This is a genomic window from Acinetobacter sp. SwsAc4 (genome assembly GCF_013391535.1).
In the GTDB taxonomy this organism is placed as follows: Bacteria; Pseudomonadota; Gammaproteobacteria; order Pseudomonadales; family Moraxellaceae; genus Acinetobacter.
In genome coordinates this window covers 50000-68296 of record NZ_JACAXC010000017.1, presented here as the reverse complement: position 1 = coordinate 68296, position 18297 = coordinate 50000, and the positions used below count along the sequence as shown (strand labels likewise).

General features: G+C 41.8%; 10 protein-coding genes and 1 pseudogene. 4 read left to right on the top strand and 7 right to left on the bottom strand.

The window, feature by feature from the left end; translation table 11 throughout:
* The 5 genes and pseudogenes from HYG88_RS09690 to HYG88_RS09670 all read right to left on the bottom strand — a co-directional run.
* Positions 1 to 106: pseudogene (locus HYG88_RS09690) on the bottom strand (IS5/IS1182 family transposase); the annotation flags it as partial.
* Between the two features lie 332 nt (positions 107 to 438).
* Positions 439 to 2058, bottom strand: coding sequence for an AarF/ABC1/UbiB kinase family protein (locus HYG88_RS09685; RefSeq protein ID WP_178882994.1), 1620 nt, complete (start codon positions 2056 to 2058; stop codon positions 439 to 441).
* Positions 2059 to 2070: 12 nt separating this feature from the next.
* Positions 2071 to 2751 carry an SCP2 domain-containing protein gene (locus HYG88_RS09680; RefSeq protein ID WP_178882993.1) on the bottom strand — a complete coding sequence of 227 codons (681 nt, stop codon included), beginning with the start codon at positions 2749 to 2751 and terminating at the stop codon, positions 2071 to 2073.
* Between the two features lie 10 nt (positions 2752 to 2761).
* The gene (ubiE, locus tag HYG88_RS09675) at positions 2762 to 3703 is read right to left on the bottom strand and encodes a bifunctional demethylmenaquinone methyltransferase/2-methoxy-6-polyprenyl-1,4-benzoquinol methylase UbiE (protein WP_004659241.1); all 942 of its coding nucleotides are present in this window, start codon (positions 3701 to 3703) and stop codon (positions 2762 to 2764) included.
* 195 nt (positions 3704 to 3898) lie between these two features.
* Complete coding sequence (locus HYG88_RS09670; protein ID WP_178882992.1) at positions 3899 to 4606, bottom strand: hypothetical protein; 708 nt, start codon at positions 4604 to 4606, stop codon at positions 3899 to 3901.
* A 204-nt stretch (positions 4607 to 4810) separates the two neighbouring features.
* Between HYG88_RS09670 and HYG88_RS09665 the strand changes: the two genes are divergently transcribed.
* Complete coding sequence (locus tag HYG88_RS09665; protein ID WP_178882991.1) at positions 4811 to 6229, top strand: phosphate--AMP phosphotransferase; 1419 nt, start codon at positions 4811 to 4813, stop codon at positions 6227 to 6229.
* Between the two features lie 28 nt (positions 6230 to 6257).
* Here the strand turns inward: HYG88_RS09665 and HYG88_RS09660 are convergent, their stop codons facing one another.
* Entirely contained in the window at positions 6258 to 6764 is a 507-nt protein-coding gene (locus HYG88_RS09660; protein ID WP_178882990.1) for a hypothetical protein, read from the bottom strand.
* Positions 6765 to 6946: 182 nt separating this feature from the next.
* On the opposite strand from HYG88_RS09660, the gene HYG88_RS09655 reads away from it, so the two are divergent.
* The 3 genes from HYG88_RS09655 (at position 6947) to recD (ending at position 16168) form a co-directional block, all read left to right on the top strand.
* Positions 6947 to 10585, top strand: a complete 3639-nt coding sequence (locus tag HYG88_RS09655; protein WP_178882989.1) for an exodeoxyribonuclease V subunit gamma — start codon at positions 6947 to 6949, stop codon at positions 10583 to 10585.
* Between the two features lie 3 nt (positions 10586 to 10588).
* The gene (locus HYG88_RS09650) at positions 10589 to 14317 is read left to right on the top strand and encodes a UvrD-helicase domain-containing protein (RefSeq protein WP_178882988.1); all 3729 of its coding nucleotides are present in this window, start codon (positions 10589 to 10591) and stop codon (positions 14315 to 14317) included.
* Between the two features lie 99 nt (positions 14318 to 14416).
* A complete protein-coding gene (gene recD / locus HYG88_RS09645) occupies positions 14417 to 16168 on the top strand; it encodes an exodeoxyribonuclease V subunit alpha (protein ID WP_178882987.1) in 1752 nt (583 codons plus the stop codon).
* Positions 16169 to 16866: 698 nt separating this feature from the next.
* On the opposite strand, the gene HYG88_RS09640 is transcribed toward recD, so the two are convergent.
* Complete coding sequence (locus HYG88_RS09640; protein WP_178882986.1) at positions 16867 to 18165, bottom strand: serine hydrolase domain-containing protein; 1299 nt, start codon at positions 18163 to 18165, stop codon at positions 16867 to 16869.
* Between the last annotated feature and the right edge of the window lie 132 nt (positions 18166 to 18297).

Here is an 18297-nt window from a genome sequence, read left to right as displayed (position 1 = left end):
TAGCTTCAATAAAATTGCGTAAATTTGAGTTGTGGTGAATGGATAAATTACGCAGAATAACTTTCAACTTTTGCCAGTGTTGATCTGTCAGCATGGTACGAGGCATAGCGAATAGTAAAATTGGGTTTGGCGATTTGATTTTACTACTTCGCTATTTTTTTAAGCTAAAAGTGTCAACACACCCTATTTAATCTAAATAGATTTCTTGTATTATTTAGTTAAATTTCATTTATCAGTTTAATAAGTGTTCATATCTAAATGATATGTTTGATTTTGTGACATATGTCTCATTTTTTTATTTTTAAATGGCTTTACTCAGAGCTAAATCACGAGATTTTTATTATTTTACTCACGATGATTAAATACATTATTTGTGGGTTTAAAAATGAAATATTTACGTTATAAAAAATCCCTTGTCAGAGCAAGGGATTTTTGAACTTATTTCATAATTCGCCAAACTGCAATCACTGCACTTAATACGATTAAAATGATGGAGACAAACCAAGGACTAATAATCGCAACGGTGAGCATAATCAGCATAGTGCTACCAAACATCCAACTACGGCGTTGCTGTTGTTGCATTTGCAAACGCATCTGCTGAATTTCACGGAGTTGCTTATCTTGCCATGCGGATTGGTTTTTTAAACCATTTAAACTGTCGATCAGTAGGGTAGGTAAATCTTGAGCGCCTAATAATAGATCTGGAATCTGTTGTCCAATTTCCTTGATATTTTTAACAGGATTCATATTGGCTTTGACCCATTCGGTCAGAATCGGCTTTGCCAGTTTCCAAATATCGAGTTGTGGGTAAAGATCTGTGCCTAAGCCTTCTACGTGTACCAATGTTTTGAGTAATAGCATCAATTGCGGCGGAATTTCCAAATGGAAACGACGTGCAATATCCATCACCTGAATCAAAATTCCTGCGAAATCCAATTGATCCATCGGTTTTGATACCATTGGACCAACAGTGCGGCGCATTTCACGTGACAAGGCATCTTGATCTGTGCCTGGTGGAATCCAACCTGCTTGATGTACGATCTGAATCAGTTGCATAAAGTTGCTATTCATTACTGCAAGCAACATACGGGCAACTGTCATTTGGTCATGTTTGGACAGTTCACCCATGATGGCGCAATCTAGAGCAATAAAACGCGGATTACTTGGGTTAATGGTTTCGACAAAGACATTGCCGGGGTGCATGTCGGCATGGAAAAAGTTGTCACGGAACACTTGGGTAAAGAAAATGGTCAAACCTTTTTCTGCCAAGTCCGCACGGTCCATACCCAAACGATCAAAAGTAGCAATATCAGAAATTGGCACACCCGTGATGCGTTCCGCTACCATCACGTCTTTACTATCCATATAGACTTCAGGCACATACATCATGCTGGAGCCTGTAAAGTAGTGGCGCATACGGCGAGTGTTGTCCGCTTCCAGACTCAGGTCAAGCTCATTTAAAATGATCTGACGGTAGTCCTGAATGATCTCGGACAGGTGCAGCGCACGGGCAGCTTCTAGACGGTTTTCCAGCCAGTCACCCAGCCATGCCAGAATTTCAAAGTCCTGAAGAATCTGGTTGCGAATATCAGGACGAGTGACTTTCACCACCACCTCACGGCCATCGTGTAATGCAGCGGTATGTACTTGTGCAATCGATGCCGCAGCGAGGGGTTGCTCATCAAAGCGAGAAAATAGTGTGGATACATCAGCCTTGAGCGATTCTTGGATGCGTTGTTTTGCCAATTGGGTGTCGTAGGGTTTGACACGGTCTTGTAACAACACCAATTGTGATAATACTTCTGGTGGAATCAAATCACGACGAGTAGAAAGCAACTGACCCAGTTTAATCGCTAAGGGTCCCATATCCTCTAAAGCTTCTTTAAGCTTGAGCGGATTCTTTTTCTCTCGACTTGACCATGCCGCAGGATGAGTTTTGATAATGTTTAGGGCATGGCGGGCTTTTACTGGTAATTCTTCCGCAGGGAACAGGGTGTCAAGGCGATAATGTGCTGCAATACGCCAGAGTTCGAGTAACCGTGTAACATGCGGAATCATATAAAATCTTACCTAGTCTTGTGAGGAATGTTTTGCTGGATTAAATGAAGCGTGTAACTGTTGAAATTTCGCTTCTAAACGATCTAATTCTTGATTGAGTTGACGCGTTTTGCGATGAAGATCATCCATTTGCCAACGTGGTGCAAATAAACCGCTATCCTCTTTTAAAGTATCTTCAATAAAGAACAAATGGCTTTGTAATGAACGCTTGAGTTGTTTGGGTGCAAGTTGAATCTTACCCAATTCATGTGCCAGTTGTGGACCAATCCAAGGCGATAAATGCGCAGCGAGATCAGGCTCTGCTTGCTGCATAATTCTTTGAATATCTTGTAATAAATGGTAATCGCCTTGTAGGGGAATATTGCCAATCTGGTCCATATCACTGAGCAGGAGCTTGACTAATTCGACCACATTGGCGACATGCAGGGTGGCTGTGGCATCTGTAATTTTATTTTGGACATCGTAGGGACGCTGTTCAAATATTGATGGGGTTTGACTGTGTCCAGTCACGGTAGGTTCCAGACGAACTTTATTTTCATCAAAAAAAACATCAACCGAGAGCTGTGGATGATCGATCACAACCCGCAACAATTGACCTTGTAGCTGATTGAGCTGAATACGGGTAATCGCATCCAGATCAATCACCTGATGAATGATACGTTCGACTGCACCCAGTGCTAAAATCGACCACATATCTTAAGCCTTAAAGTTTGAATCCGCGGTGAACTGCAACAATACCACCAGTGAGGTTATGGTAGTCACAGCTTTGGAAGCCTGCATTTTCCATCATGCCTTTGAGGGTACGTTGGTCTGGATGCATACGAATAGATTCTGCAAGATACTTGTAACTTTCAGAGTCATTGGCAACGAGTTTACCCATGATTGGTAATGCAGTGAATGAATAAAGATCGTAAAGCTTAGAGAATGGTTCGAACACAGGTTTAGAGAATTCGAGAACCAATAAACGACCACCTGGTTTAAGTACGCGATACATGGCTTGTAGTGCGGCATCTTTATCCGTCACGTTACGTAAACCAAAACTGATAGTCACTAAATCAAAACTATTATCGGCAAAGGGTTCTAAAGTTTCAGCATTGGCAAGTACGAAATCAACGTTAGTACAGCCTGCATCAATCAGACGATCACGACCTACATTTAGCATGGATTCATTGATGTCTGAGAGTACGACATGACCTTGTGGACCGACTTCACGGCTAAATACTTTTGCTAAGTCACCTGTACCACCAGCAATATCCAGTACATGTTGACCACGGCGAACACCTGACATATTAATCGCAAAACGTTTCCAAATACGATGGATACCGAATGACATCAGGTCATTCATAATATCGTATTTACTTGCAACTGAATGAAAAACTTCAGCAACTTTTTGTGCCTTATCATCACTGCTTACAGTTTGATAGCCAAAGTGAGTGGTTGCTCCAACATTTCCCGTGTTGGCACCACGTGGCAAATTATATTTTGGTACTGATGTATTCGGTGTTGATGTTGAACCTTGTTGTAACGATTGCTGTTGACCTTGAGGCGCTCCTTGAGGAAGTGGAGAACTGAGGAAAGGACTGACTTTGTCTGAACTTGGGTTTTGCTCAACTTCTGGGGTAGGCTGTTGGTTTTCGTTAGACATAGTTTTCTCCTAAACTTTCGCTCTAGCGGCACGAATCAGCAAGCATGATGACAGATTTTGTATTTTTTTACAGGGTTTAGCATATCATTGTTATGAATAATATACAGAAAGTCACACGCTCAAAAGCATTTTTAATTTTTGTTTTGGAATTCAATAATCCCTCCTAATACGAAGAGGGATGGCTATCAATTCAATTTAGTCACGAAATGGGTTTGGGTGACCAGCGTGGACTTTTTCGATGATTTCACGTTCTTTTGCCGTAAATGTTTTGATAAACGTTGCAGCAGACTTCATCGGTTTCATTGCAGCAAAACCTTCTTGGATAAAATCGTACATAGGTTCAAATTGATATTTGGTTGCAATGCCTTTACACATTTTAAAAGCCGCATACATCATCGTAGAGCGCATATACTTATCTAATGTGAGACCGAGCTCGTCAAGTAATTGTAATTGTTCATAACGTACATCACCTTGATCGAGTTTGACTAAGGTCTGGCGCATGATTTCATCAGTGAGTGGTGTTTCCAAAGGATAATCTTTGAGTAGTTGTTCTGCGACTTGTTCATCGAGTTGAGTGGCAAGTACAGCAAGACTGACCGATTTTGTTCCTGTTTTAATTGCATTTTCAGGGAGTAAGCTTTCTGCTTTATGTGCATATTTCAACAGGCGTTCGATTTGCTGTGCAATTGCCTCAAAATCAGGACCGCCATACAAGCGATTAAGAAAATACTGTGCCATCAGTTGATTTTCAGGCAGAGCAAAAAATTCTTTATGGGTTTCTGCGATGCGTGCTTTCATCCACGCTTGTACTTCATGCAGACGTTGCTTAAGTGCTGGATTTTGGTGGTAATTCAGAGTTTGGTATTGTAATAAAAGATGATCAAATGCAGCGAGTTTTGACATGTTCGAACTCAAATAAAATAAAACCAGAAAATCATAGGCTGCATCATAACGAAGAACCATGACAGCATAAACTCTAAATGTCTAACAATCGGTCACTATGTTGATACACGGATTGAGTTCTACAGAAACTGTACAAGGGTTTTGCATGCAGTGAAATAGATTTCATTATACTTATTCTTAATAATGAGCCATTTAGAGCCGAATATGAGTATACAACAACCCAAATTTGAATTGCGTGATGAAGATGCGTTGTCTTTAGATTTGATTGAAGCACAATATGCCTTAAAAGATAGCCAAGATAAAAAAAATGCAAAAAGTGTTCTGATTTTAGTAAGTGGGATTGAATTAGCAGGGAAAGGCGAGGCGGTTAAGCAATTACGTGAATGGTTAGATCCACGCTATTTAAGAGTTAAAGCAGATGCACCACGGTTATTAACGACCTATCAAACTTTTTGGCAGTCTTATACGCGTTTTATTCCTGCCGAAGGTCAGATCGTGGTGATGTTTGGGAATTGGTACAGTGACTTGCTTTCAACCGCCATGCATGTGTCAAAACCATTGGATGAAACATTGTTTGATGCTTATATCGAACAGATGCGTTCTTTTGAACATGATTTACAACATAATAATGTGCATGTGGTCAAAGTTTGGTTTGATTTATCGTGGAAGTCCTTACAAAAACGCTTAGACCAAATTGATGCTTCGGAACAGCATTGGCATAAATTACATGGTTTGGATTGGCGCAATAAAAAACAATACGATACTTTGCAGGAGTTAAGCCAAAGATTTACCGATGATTGGTTTGTGATTGATGGTGAAGATGAAGCTCTACGTGATCAATGTTTTGCTCAATACATATTACAAACATTGCAAGAGTTGCCTGACCATCAAACTAAAGTCACGGAAAAATGGCAACAAGCACAGATTCCCACAGCACTGTTAGAACCTTCAAAACAAAGCCTAGATAAAGATGACTACAAAGAAGAATTGAACAAATTAACCAAAAAAGTAGCTGATGCATTATGTTACGACGAACGAAAAGTGATTGTTGCTTTTGAAGGTATGGATGCCGCAGGTAAAGGGGGAGCAATAAAAAGAATTGTTAAAAAATTAGATCCACGTGAATATGAAATTCATAGTATTGCTGCACCTGAACGTTATGAATTACGCCGTCCTTATTTGTGGCGTTTTTGGAATAAACTCAATGATGGCGGAAAAATTACCATTTTTGATCGTACATGGTATGGGCGTGTGCTGGTGGAACGTGTAGAGGGTTTTGCTTCAGTCGTTGAATGGCAACGTGCTTATAATGAAATTAATCGGTTTGAGGAAAACTTGGTTGATAGTCAAACCGTAATTGTAAAAATTTGGCTTGCAATCAGTAAAGATGAACAAGAAGTTCGATTTAAAGATCGTGAACAAACTCCACATAAGCGTTTCAAGATTACTGAAGAAGATTGGCGTAATCGTGATAAATGGGACGATTATTTAAAAGCCGCTGCAGACATGTTCGAACGAACCAACACAGATTATGCGCCTTGGTATGTAATCGCTACGGATGATAAAAATACAGCACGGATCGAAGTTTTAAAGGCGATTTTAAAACAACTCAAGGCGGATTAAACCGCCTTGTCGTCATCAAATATTATGATTAAGCCACAATGGTACTACGATTTTTTTGTTGAATGCGTTTAGCAAGGTTATAGCAATCTTGAATATGTGCTTCGGTAATTTTACGCATCATAAAATAACCGAGGCTTGCAGCAACCAATTGTCCGCCTAAAGGAATAAACTTGGTCACTTGCTTGGTGGCAATTTTCGTGAAAAAACCATTAAAAGACTTTTTCATGGCTGTGCGTGCCACCACCAAACCTGAAAATTCAAAACCACGTTTACGTAGCTCATCCCAATGTACTTTTTTGGTTTCAGGATCATAGACACTGATATGTTCAGGTGCTAAACCAAAACGCGTATTAATATAAGGAATAATTTGAGTGAGCATGCCCAAATCAACGACCACATCAAAAAATGGGATGGGTACAATCGCTGCACCTGCAGACCAATATGCACGATTTTTGGTCAGTGCCAAACACTCTTCGCGAATTTGCTCCAAGTTTAAGTTTGGATCAATCGAATCAGGAATTTTTTCAATTTTCATAAAGTTATACCTAAAGTCTATCCCTCGATAGTACATTCAATCGGATTGAGTGGTGAATTTCAAAACAATTTATTTATTTCCTTGTATGTTTAACGTGACATAGTTATATGAAGTTGTATAGTGATAAATATGTATGTTTTCGTGCAATACAATAAGCATTCCTGATGAGGTCATATTTGTAGATGGGTATTCATGTTATTCAAAGTCAAAGCCTTGAAGTGTTATTACAAGGTGTGATGGCATCAATCACCCAATCGAGTTCTTCTCCATTTCAGGTATTTCAAACTCAGCATTTTATTGTTCCCAGTCCTGCACAAGAACAATGGTTGACGCAGAAAATTGCCGAACAACAAGGCATGACTGCCAACTATCAATTTCATCAACGCATTCGTGGTTTTCAGTGGTATGCATACCAGCAAGTATTAGAAAATAAAGAACAAGTGCGTAAAGCCAATATTCCACGTTTGATTTTAAAGTGGCGTATTCATCAAGCTTTACAGCCTTTTATTCAACCCGAACAGAATACTGTTGTGAATGAGCACCCTTTATATTCAATTGTGCAACGGATTTACGACAGCGCCGATCAACTGCAACAAGGCACTGAAAAACAACTAAAAAAACAAAGTATGCTGTATTGGGTGGCGGAGCAAGTTTCGCAGCTGTTTAGTAACTACATGATTTATCGCGGTCATTGTCAACGCGGCTGCCAAAGCAATTGTACCTGTGTGGGGAATTGGCTATCGACTTGGGGACAGAATAAAGCCTTAAATATCGAACAATTGATTGCTCAAACAGATCAACAAACTTCAGCCTTTAGCCTAAAACAAACCGAACAATTAGAAGCTTGGCAGCGTTGGTTGTGGCAAAACTACTTTCATGATGATTTTGTTGAAATACAAAGCATTGATGCTGATTTTTGGCAACTTCTAGACGATCAGCAGACACGACCCCGAGCTTTGGCACAGCTGCCAAGTCAGGTGATTGTATTTACGATTTTAGATTTACCACCGAGCCAACTGCAATTTTTACGTCGTTTGGGGCAATATCTAGATGTGGTAATTTTGCACTATAACCCATCACAAGAATATTGGGCTGACAGTGTCGATCCACTCTGGAAGAAGCGTTATGACTTGGGCGTGAAAGAGCGCTATATTGCCAAACATCCCAATGCCAGTGATGCAGACATTGCCGCATTCTTCGACAGTTTTAGTTTGGGCTTTAATGCCTTAAATCGAGAGTCTCGGCATCCCTTACTGACACGTTTGGGCAAGCAGGCACGTGACCACTTTTCGCTGTTGTCGCAACTGGCAACTGGAGATGAAGGTAAGTGGGTCGATGCCTTTGTGGAGCAGTTTCCCGAAACGCTACTGGGTAAAATTCAATCCGATATCTTCTATTTAGCAGAGCCACAGTCGCAGCAATATGAACTTGCGCCTGAGGACGAGTCAATTCAGATCCACGTATGCCACTCCAGCATACGACAACTTGAAGTCTTAAAAGAGCAGTTGGTCCATTGGCTATCTCAGGCGGATGGTCAGCCACGTCGTCCAAATGACGTATTAATTTTGGTTCCGAACCTAGCTGAACTAGAGCCTTTGATCCGTAGTGTGTTTCCAGCGGTTGCCAATGAACATGAGATATTTTTACCTGTTAAAATTGCTGGCGTTGCGCAATTAGATGCCTTAAACGCATGGCGTGCTGTACTTGGACGTTTGCAACTGACACAGGGTCGTTTTACGCAGGATGATTTTGCGGATTGGCTTAATCTTTACGCGACGCAGCAGTGTTATGGATTGGACTATACGCAGGTGCAACGCATTTTAGCCTTGCTCAATGATGCTGGCTTTAAACGTGGTTTAGACGAACAACACTTAAAGCAAAGTCTGAGTGACGAAGATCAAGACTACCGTTATAGTTTTAAATTTGCTTTGGACCGTTTGGCTTTAGGAGTTGCTGTGCCTGCCCATGTGATGGTGCAGGATATGCTCAGTTATGCCTTGGTGCAGCCAAGTGATTTTGAACTGATTGGTATTCTGATTCAGATCTATCAAGATTTAGCAGCGCGTCGAGATTGGTTGGTGGCACATGAACAAGGCCAACGTTTGTCGGTCGAGTTTTGGCTACAGCGAATCAAGGCGGATGTACAGGAGTTTGAGCAAGCCGATGTAGTTGCTTTAAAAGCAATCCGTGAAATTATTCAGAAGCAAGAACGTATGCTGACTTTGGCCAGCTATTATGAAGATACCGAAACCCAGTTACGTCAAATTTCCTTGCCTTTGCCTTATATTGTTGAGGAAATTCAACGTACTTTAGAAAGCCAGTCTGCGCAAGTTGAACCGACAGGACAAATCACCTTTAGTCAGATTGGACAGATTCGTCCGATTCCTTATCGGCTGATTGTATTGTTGAATTTGGATACGGGTAAATTTCCAAATCGGGACAGTCATATTCCGTTTGACTTGATGGATGCACTGCGTCAGCAATTGGGTGATCGCTCTCGTTTGGAAGATGATCAGGGCGCATTTTTGGATGCCATCTTATTGGCACAAGAGCAGGTTTGGCTGTTTTATAATGGCTTTGATCTCAATGATGGCGAAGTCAGAGAGCCATCCAGTGTGTTGCAGGGCTTCCGTGATCATTTGGCTTTGATTGTAAAACCGACGAGCAGTGAAGATGGTTCTCCTTTATCCGAAGTGGATTTGGCTGGATTGGATGCTTTGCAGGTCCCCACACAGCTTTATCCGCTGTATCATTTACATCGGTTACAGCCTTTTGATCCACTCGGCTTTGTTTCGAATCGGCCTGTGCGCTTCCAAGATCAATGGTTTAAGGTCGCTTCACAGATTCAGCAGATGAAAGGTGAGCGGCAAGCATGGGTCAATACCGTCTATCCCGTTGAACAAAATGAAATGATCATTTTGGAGAGTCAGCAATGGATTCAAGATATCAGTTTCCCTGCGCGGCTGTATTTAAAGACCTTGGGTGTGGAAAATTTAACCGCAAAAGAATTGGCCGATCAAGCTGAACCGTTATTACTCGATGGTCTCGGTAAATATGCCATTCGGCATTTTTTACAGCAGCAGGATGATCAGCTCTCTCCGAGTCTGTTGCAAGATCAGTTGCCTGTTGGCAAAGTTCAGCACAGTGCTTGGCAGCAAAGTCGCTTAGAGCAGCAACGCTTGTTGGAGCGCTTGCAGCAATACGCCGCAGCGCCGACTGAAACCACGCAACGGGTTTGGCGGGTCTCGAAACAATTGCAAATCGCCTGTGTGACCCCGAAACAACTGACTCAAGATTGGGTCAGTTTGGATGCTTCCAGTGCACGTGCCAAGCGCTTTGCCAAAGTCTGGCTGGAATATCTGCTTTGGCTGGCGCTAATCAAGAGTGACGCTGCTACAGAGAAGCGCCGAATTGTGGTGTTTAGTGATCAGACGGTGATTTGTGAAGGCCTAAGTTCACAACAGGCGCAGCATTATTTAAATGCGTGGTTACAGCTTTGGCACGATGCACAGCAGCAGCCTGTGGTCTTGCCTGCTGGCTTAGTGTTAAAGCCTTTGGAAAAAGGCAAGCAATATGAGTGGATTGAGCTGGATTCAACTCAGGTTTTAACTGAAGAGAGTCAAAAGCAAGTATTGAAGGACTGGAATGATACGGTGGATTTCTCGGGTTTTGATATGACCCAGAATGAAGCCTGTAAATTGCACCGCGATTGGCAGTTCATTTTGCAAGAGCAAGATGCAACCGCTTTATTACAGTATGCCTGTGATCATTATTCCTATGCTTTGTATCAACCGATTTTTGAATTTTTACGGGTGGAGTAAGACATGAACTCAAAGTATCCAGTGTCTTATCAGCCGATTGGAGATATTCAATTTGAAGGGCTGCATTTAATCGAAGCCTCTGCAGGAACAGGGAAAACCTATACGCTATCCAGTTTGATGGTGCGGATTTTCTTAGAGAAATATCTGCCTAATCAGGTGATTGCCACCACCTTTACCCGTGCTGCAGCAGCAGAACTGAAAACGCGTATCCGTTTGCGTCTGGTCGAAATCCTTGAATTTTTAGAGCCTTTTCGTGATGTATTGGAACAAGATATTCAGGCCAAGGCATTACAAGAGTCTGATCCCTTAAAACAACAGGTCTTACAAAACTTTGCGCCACGAATTGCCTATGCCTGTGAACGGCTAAAATTGGTCATCGATCAATTGGATGAATTATTTGTTGGAACCTTGGACAGTTTTAGCCAAAAGCTATTGCGTGAGTTTGCCTTTGAAAGTGGAAAAATTGAACGCGCAGAAATTACTGAGGATGCCAAAAGCTACACCCGTCAATTGATTCATGATGTGTTACGGGAATGGATTCAGACCCAACCACAGCAAGTGATTGATTTTTTATATATGAGTCAGCAACTAAAGAGCGTAGATCATTATATTCAATTGGTAGAATCCAGTTTAAATTTTAGTTCAGCACATTTGAAACAAGTAGATTTGCCTGTGTTTAGCACAGTTGAGTTTGAATCATGCTTGCATCAGTTCGCAACAAGTTCATCACAATATTTACAAGAGTTACAGGATTATTATCTACTCGATGGTGCATATTATAAATTTATTAATAAAAAGGCTTTTGCAAAAGATCGTTTTCATTTCATTTTTCAAACAGGCTTAGTTCGGCTGGCTCAGCAAATTCAAGAGCAGGGTATAGATATTTATTTTGATCAAAAGGCGTTCAAAGACGTCGATGTTTTATTTTTAGATTCCAAAGGACAAGCTCGAAGTAGTATTTTTAATAAATGTGATCAAAGCATTCAGGACTGTTTTTACCAGCATCCTTTGATTCAGTTATTAAAAGATATTTGGGAGATGAAACTTAAAATTCAAAATGATTTAGATCAATTCAATACCTATTTACAGTTTCATCTTTGTCAGCAAGTCAAAAAGCGTTTGCCTCAAGTGTTGCAGCAAAAAGGCGAGACCACCTTTGCTCAGCAAATCAAGACGTTGTCTGAAGCTTTAAAAGGCGAGCAAGGACAATCTTTTGCGGTATTTGTACAGTCACGCTATCCATTGATTCTGGTGGATGAGTTTCAGGATACCAACCAAGATCAAGATGATATGTTGGCCAGTATCTGGCGTCATCCGCAACGTTACCAAAAAAGCTGCATGATTATGGTCGGTGACCGTAAACAGGCGATTTATGGCTTTCGTGGCGGCGACATGCTGACATTCCTGAATGCCTATCAGGATATTATGGCGAAGCAGGGGCGTGAATATAAACTGATCCACAACCACCGTTCGGTGAAAGAACTGGTTGAAGTGGTGGATGTGCTGTTTCAGCGGCAAATGGATTTTGGCGAGCAGGTGATCTATGACCCGATTCAGGCTGGTTCGCGTCCACATCCTGCCCTGATTGACAATGAACAGGCCAATCCCGCGCCGTTGCGCTGGTTACAACTACAAGAAGGCAATGAGCAAGCTACTCAAGTCGCATGGAAAATTCAAAGCTTGCTGAATCAGGCACATTTGCAGCAGCTATGCCTGGATGGTGAGGTACGCAAAGTCATTTGTGAAGATGATATTGCGGTGCTTTCGCGTAGCCACCGACAACTGGACGAGGTGCAGTATGCACTGGAACACTTGGGAATCCGTGTCAATCGGCCCTCAAAGCGCAGTGTGTTTGATTCAAAGATTGCACAGGATATAGGTGCTTTACTCACGGCCTTGCTGCATCCCTATGATGAAGCCAAGTTAAAGCGTGCCTTGCTGAGTCGACTGTTTGGATTTGATTTAAGTCGCTTATTGGCACTGGAACAAAGTCCAGAGGGCTTGAGCCATTATATTCAGCAATTCGATGACATCCGTGAAATGTGGCTGAATCAGGGATTTTTGGTGGCATGGCAACGCTGCCTGAACCAGTATGGTATCTGGCAGCAACTGGTTGCAACGCAAAGCAAGGACAATGAACGGGCAGTGGTGAATCTGCGCCATCTCACTGATATTCTGAGTCAGCATAGTGAGCATGTGCAGGGAGCGCAAAACCTCTATCACTGGTATTTAAAGCAACTCAATTCTCCAGGTAACCGTGAATGGGAACTGGAACATAAGCTTTCCAGTGAAGCTGGGGTACAGTTGATGACCATCCACCAGTCCAAGGGTCTGGAATTTAAAATCGTCTTTTTGCTTGGAGCAAATAAAGCAGCACCAGACTCAAAAAAAGAGGCTTTAAATTTCTCAACCACAGAAATCCAGCTGCCAGAAACAGGGCAAACACGAACACAGCGTGTGGTGGCGATTGCGGATAAAAACTTTCTGCAACAGAATGAGCTGGATCAGCACCAGCAACGGGCGCAGGCTGAGCAGAACCGTTTGTGGTATGTGGCGTTGACTCGTGCCAGTCATCGGGTCTATGCGGTGTTTGAACCTGAAAAGGGTGATAAGAAGAAACTGTCAGGATTGGCATTCTGGAAGAATCATGGTGAAGCATTCCAGCATCCACATTGTCTGGATGAAGCACTGGTTCTGGAGCGGCTGCAAGCATTGCACCGCCAGCAGCAGACCCAACAAAGAATTCCACTTTCCGCACAGCCTTTACCTATGCAGCGTTTTTATGCACGCGGAAAAACCAGCTTCAGTTATCTGGCACAGCATTTAAGACACAAGGCCAGTCATGCGGATCGTCTGGCCAATATTGAGCAGAACTTTGATCAGGCGGAGGATGAGATACATGTTCGGCTGACAGCATCTGCATCTGCCTCCCAACCGATTGCCTGGATTAAACAACACTTTCCGAGAGGAACGCTGGCTGGAAATTTCCTGCATGAGATTTTTGAACAGATTAATTTTCAGCAACCCCACATGTGGGTAGAAGAAATTCGCCGTCGTTTTAAAAATACCTATCAAAGTTTATGGTCAGAGCTACTATTTCAATATCAACAGCATTTCCCTGAACAAGAAAATAGCGAGCAACAACTGTATCAATGGATTGCTGATTGGCTTGGTGAGGTATTACACACGCCACTTAATCAGGGTTTTCAGTTAAAGCAATTAGCTGCAGGACAATACTTGTCTGAATGTCCTTTCTATCTGGCTTTATCAGATCGAGTGTTGGCGATGCAGCGTGTACAGCAGCTGTTTGAGGAATATGGCATCGAAATGCCAGAGTTACTTGAGGCTAAATCTGCCCGTTACTTAAATGGCTCTATTGACTTGGTGTACTTCGATGGTCAGCGTTACCATATTGCCGATTATAAGAGTAATTATCTGGGAGCGGAGCAACTGGATTATCAGCAGCCTCAGATTGCAGAAAGTATGTCGTTGTCGAGTTATTGGTTGCAAGCAGCGTTATATCTTGTGGCACTACATCGTTATCTGTCGGTGAAATTGCAGGATTATGATATGCAGCAGCATTTAGGCGGCGCATCTTATCTGTATTTGCGCGGCATGAATGGGCAGGCGCAGCAAGGCTGTTACTATTGGAAACCTGATGATGAATTTATCTTGCGTCTGGATGCCATCCTCGGATATTTCTCTGAGGATAAAATGGGCAAACCAATGTAGATAAAAGTTATGAATTTAGATTAAACAACAGTTTATCATGTGGATAAATGTGTTTATAACCTTGTGGATAAGCGTGTGGGTAAGTTTGAGGATAACTCTGTGGACAAACAAGTTGATGATCAGTCAGCACAAATGACATGGTTAAATATGTGGAGTAACTACCTCTCACAAGCACCATTTTCTCAATCTACTCAAACCGTTAACGCTGCACATGTACTACAACAACTGGTTGAAGCCAGCCTACAAGGTGACAGTTGTATTGAGGTTGAGCCAAGCCAGATTGCGGCATTGGCGGATTTGGCTGTTTCCAGCGAAATCGCAACCACGCAGGTTGCCCCTTGTGTCTATGATCAGCAGGGCTTGGCATTATACCGATATTGGCACCTAGAGCAACGCCTTGCACAGCAGATTTGTCGATTAAAGCGACAAACGATTCAGGCTGTTGATGCCGAACAGTATCAAGACTTACTCAGTGATGAACATCAGCAGGCTGCACTGAAAATGGTTTTGCAACAAGGCCTGAGCATTATTACCGGTGGACCAGGGACAGGGAAAACCTATACTTTGGCGCGTATTATTGCAGCCCTCAACCAGACCATTCCAGATATTCGTATTGCTATGGCGGCACCGACAGGTAAAGCCGCTCAACGCATGCAGGAAGCGTTGCAGAACTCTTTTAATGATCCAAAATTATTGGAATCAGGACTCATCACCGATGAGTTGCGTAATCAAACCACGCAAACCTTGCACCGTTTACTGGGTATGGGCAATCGACAAATACCACGCTTTCATCCCAAACAGCCTCTGCCCTATGATGTGATTGTGGTGGATGAAGCCTCAATGCTGGATTTGAATTTGGCAACCCTGTTATTCGAGGCAGTCCCAGAACAATGTCGACTTATTTTGCTGGGTGATGCCAATCAGTTGGCTTCGGTTGAGGTCGGCTCGGTTTTGGCTGATTTACAGCAAGTACAGGCATTGACTGAAAATCGAGTCCAGCTACAGACTAGCCGTCGTTTCTCTGGTGAAGCCAAGATTGGTCAATTCGCACGATTTATTCAGGCCCAGCAAGGTCTCAGCAGCCCTGATTTAGTCTTATCAAAATTAGAGGCAGAAATTGTTCAGGCTGCACCTTTGCAAACGATTTCTTTAAATAAAGATATGCGTGATCTGATCCAGTTGGAATATCTACCCGAGCAGCAGGATGTGGAGATTGAACCTTATCAACAGAAGCTAATGGCTGGATTTCAAGCTTATATTGAAGCTTTAAAACATTATATACAGGCAGATGAACCTGTCGAACAGATTCAGAACGTGATTCAAGCCTTTGATGATTATCGAATCTTAACGGCAGTTCGACATGGCCCGTTGGGAATCGAGCAACTGAATCGTTATGCGGGGCATTGGCTCAATCAGCAATTGAAACAAATCGCTGTTGGAGACTGGTATATCGGACGTCCTGTAATGATGACCTATAATGACTATCAGCTTGGGATTTCTAATGGTGATATTGGCATTTGTTTTAAACACCGTACTCAAGCGCAGCAATTTGAAGTACTTTTCCCGAGCTTAAATAAATGGATTGCAGCGCACCGACTGCCACGCAGTATGCAAACTGCTTTTGCTTTAACCATTCATAAATCACAAGGTTCGGAATTTACCCATACCGCGATTGTTTTGGATGCACATGCCGAGAAACTATTGAGTCAGGAATTGATCTATACCGCAGTCACTCGCGCTAAAAAAGTAGTGAGTATTCTGGCTGATCGGAAGGCATTACAACAGTCATTGATGATTAGAACCGTTCGTCGAAGTGGTTTAGTGCAAAAGATCAATTTAGAGGGATTGTGAAATTATTCTTTAAAATTCACTGTTTTGTAAGTAAAAGCTTACAAAGATTCGAGATATTGTCGCTAGAGTGAAATAAATGTTTTTGAGATCATGTACACACAAAGAGTCTAGCACGGAAAGCTAGGTAAATCGCAAAAATATAATAATTAAGTCAATGAGACAGCGAACTTACAGTGAGGTAAGTGATAAAAGAGGAAACTTACAGCCGCTAAGCCTTGTAGTTTTGGGAGAGACTACAAGGCTTTTTTATTTTTAATCTTACTAATGTCATGATAGTTATTGTATTTATTTTAATCAAAATGATTTTAATGAAGAATCTCTACCTCTAACTGTGTGAAGCAAACATTAATTTTTCTATAAAAATTTTTAACCAAAAGTTTAAATTAATAACATGATTGTTTGACAATTTTTTATGTATTATTAAGTTAAATGTTATACAGCCCCGTACGTTTTTGCTTACATAGAGATAAGAAAAATACTATTTTTCTCCACAATTGGTTCTGACAGAATAATCGGTATAAAGAAGATACACACTGAAAGCAAAACATAAGAAGTGATGTGTAAAATACGTTCAGAGGGGCTGAAAGTAGCTTAATAAGAAACATAAAGAATAATAATAGAAAAATGAAAAGAACCTTGAATAACGCGCAAAAGCCCAAGTCTGACTTGGGCTCTTTTTTTGCTGCGATCAAATTGAATTAGACGATGTCTGCCTCGTGTCGATCTGTTGCGAATAATGAACGACGTTGATTCTTTGGAATCTTCGAGCAGTTTGTTGAGATTTGATATAATGTTTTGGCAAGAGCAGGGAGGTGTGTCCCAACGACAGATTTTCCTGTGGTAAGCAACGATACACTAATATCACGCTCTGGATCTGCCCAACATAAAATATTAGAAAAACCAATGTGCCCAAAAGCCTGGCCAGTCATTGGACCAAATAAACCGACTGGATTACTACCAAGCATTGGACCTAACGCATAACGCATTGGGGCGAGTAGAGTACGGTCTATGCTTGTTCCTGATGTTGGTAGGGTTGAGCGAAATACAGTTTTTGCGCTCATGATCTCTTTACCCTGATACTCACCACCGCTGAGTAACATTTCAAAAAAACGACCGATTTGTTCAGCGCTGGTATAAATGTTCCCAGCAGGACAAATGGTATCCATGAAACGAGTATCGTTGGTTACATCCACTGCAAGTTGTAAACCGCCACCAAGTACATGATTAAGATAATGGTCTGTACCTAAGCTTGGGTGAATTCCTGTGGCATAGTTTAGTGCAACATTATCTCGATATTGTGGTTTCAAACCATAGTTGAAATAATCCAGCCCCATTGGTTTTTCAATATTTTCAGCTAAAAACTCACGTACGCTTTGTCCAGTTACACGCTGAACGATTTCACCTAGGATATAACCCGCGGTAACAGCGTGATAAGCAAGATGTGTCCCTGATGGCGAAACAGGTTTAGCTGCGCAAAGTACTTTTAAGATTTCTTCTTGGTTAAATAAAAGTTCTGGTGTGACTTCTGTATCAATACGTGGAATCCCGCCACGGTGAGAAAGCAAATGGAAAATAGTCGCACGACGTTTACCATTGACCCCATATTCAGGAATATAGTAGCTAATCGGATCGAGCAGATTTAAATCACCGCGCTCATCCAACATATGGATCAGCATTGCTGTAATCATTTTTGATGCAGAGAATAAACATACAGGCGTATCAGGCGTACCAATTTTTGCATCTGCGGCTAAGCCATCTGGGGAGTTACCCTGTGCATAACCAATACTGCGGTTCAGTAAAATTTGTCCTTGACGTCGCAAACATAATGTAACGAGTGGATAGTTTCCTGTTTTATACAGGCATTCAACGCTATTCCAGATCTTTTGAATCTGCTTTTCAGTCATTCCACCCAATTCAGCCGCAACTTCATCTTTTGAGCGAATCACTTGATTTAAGTCATTTGGTACATAACAAGTATTGGTTGATAAAATTTTCACGATTCCCTCGCAATATTTTCGTTTTCTTTCGTCTCTGTCATAAATTGAAAACAGATATCCGATAGTGTGCCTATTTTGTTCAATGCTGTCAGCTGCCGAAATGCCAGCAAAGTTAAAACATTTTTGCAATAT